Below are 770 nucleotides of genomic sequence, written 5' to 3'. Positions count from 1 at the left end.
TATAGCTCTTAAATTGACGAAGCTTGCGCTTCATTCAAAAATTGTAAAACTTATTTTTGCCTCATCGTTCAGTTTTCAAAGTTCGTCTGTAAAAAAATAAAAATGGTGGAGCCTAGCGGGATCGAACCGCTGACCTCCTGCGTGCAAGGCAGGCGCTCTCCCAGCTGAGCTAAGGCCCCATATAAGTGATGATGGTCGGGAAGACAGGATTCGAACCTGCGACCCCTTGGTCCCAAACCAAGTGCTCTACCAAGCTGAGCTACTTCCCGTCTAAAAATGGTGCACCCTGAGAGATTCGAACTCCCGGCCTTTAGATTCGTAGTCTAACGCTCTATCCAGCTGAGCTAAGGGTGCGAGACGAATAATCATCATGGGAAAATATTAATGGTACCGAGGGCCGGACTTGAACCGGCACGAGGAAACCCTCGCAGGATTTTAAGTCCTGTGCGTCTACCAATTCCGCCACCCCGGCAAGGTATAATTTCTAGCGGTAGACTTTTTAAAAAGATCAAATGGTGCCGGCGAAAGGATTCGAACCCTCGACCCTCTGATTACAAGTCAGATGCTCTACCAACTGAGCTACACCGGCAGGTGTAAATGGTGGAGGATGACGGGATCGAACCGCCGACCCCCTGCTTGTAAGGCAGGTGCTCTCCCAGCTGAGCTAATCCTCCAATATGTAGCCTGGCAACGTCCTATCCTCACAGGGGGAGATCCCCCAACTACTTTCGGCGCTGAGACGCTTAACTTCCGTGTTCGGCATGGGAACG

At 50.4% G+C, this 770-nt stretch carries 6 tRNA genes and 1 rRNA gene; all 7 read right to left on the bottom strand.

Annotated features, from left to right (window positions below):
• Positions 1 to 103: 103 nt before the first annotated feature.
• Positions 104 to 179: transfer RNA gene (locus KNO69_RS15240), tRNA-Ala, on the bottom strand.
• Positions 180 to 192: 13 nt separating this feature from the next.
• A tRNA-Pro gene (locus KNO69_RS15235) sits at positions 193 to 269 on the bottom strand.
• Positions 270 to 277: 8 nt separating this feature from the next.
• Positions 278 to 354: transfer RNA gene (locus tag KNO69_RS15230), tRNA-Arg, on the bottom strand.
• Between the two features lie 31 nt (positions 355 to 385).
• Positions 386 to 472 (bottom strand) — tRNA-Leu (locus tag KNO69_RS15225).
• Between the two features lie 41 nt (positions 473 to 513).
• Positions 514 to 589, bottom strand: a tRNA-Thr gene (locus KNO69_RS15220).
• A 9-nt stretch (positions 590 to 598) separates the two neighbouring features.
• Positions 599 to 674, bottom strand: a tRNA-Val gene (locus tag KNO69_RS15215).
• Positions 675 to 682: 8 nt separating this feature from the next.
• Positions 683 to 770, bottom strand: a 5S ribosomal RNA gene (gene rrf / locus KNO69_RS15210); the annotation flags it as partial.

Origin of the sequence: Exiguobacterium sp. s131 (assembly GCF_018617345.1) — a bacterium.
In the GTDB taxonomy this organism is placed as follows: Bacteria; Bacillota; Bacilli; order Exiguobacteriales; family Exiguobacteriaceae; genus Exiguobacterium; species Exiguobacterium profundum.
The sequence above is the reverse complement of the archived record's forward strand: the minus strand, read 5'-3'. Positions and strand labels throughout refer to the sequence as shown.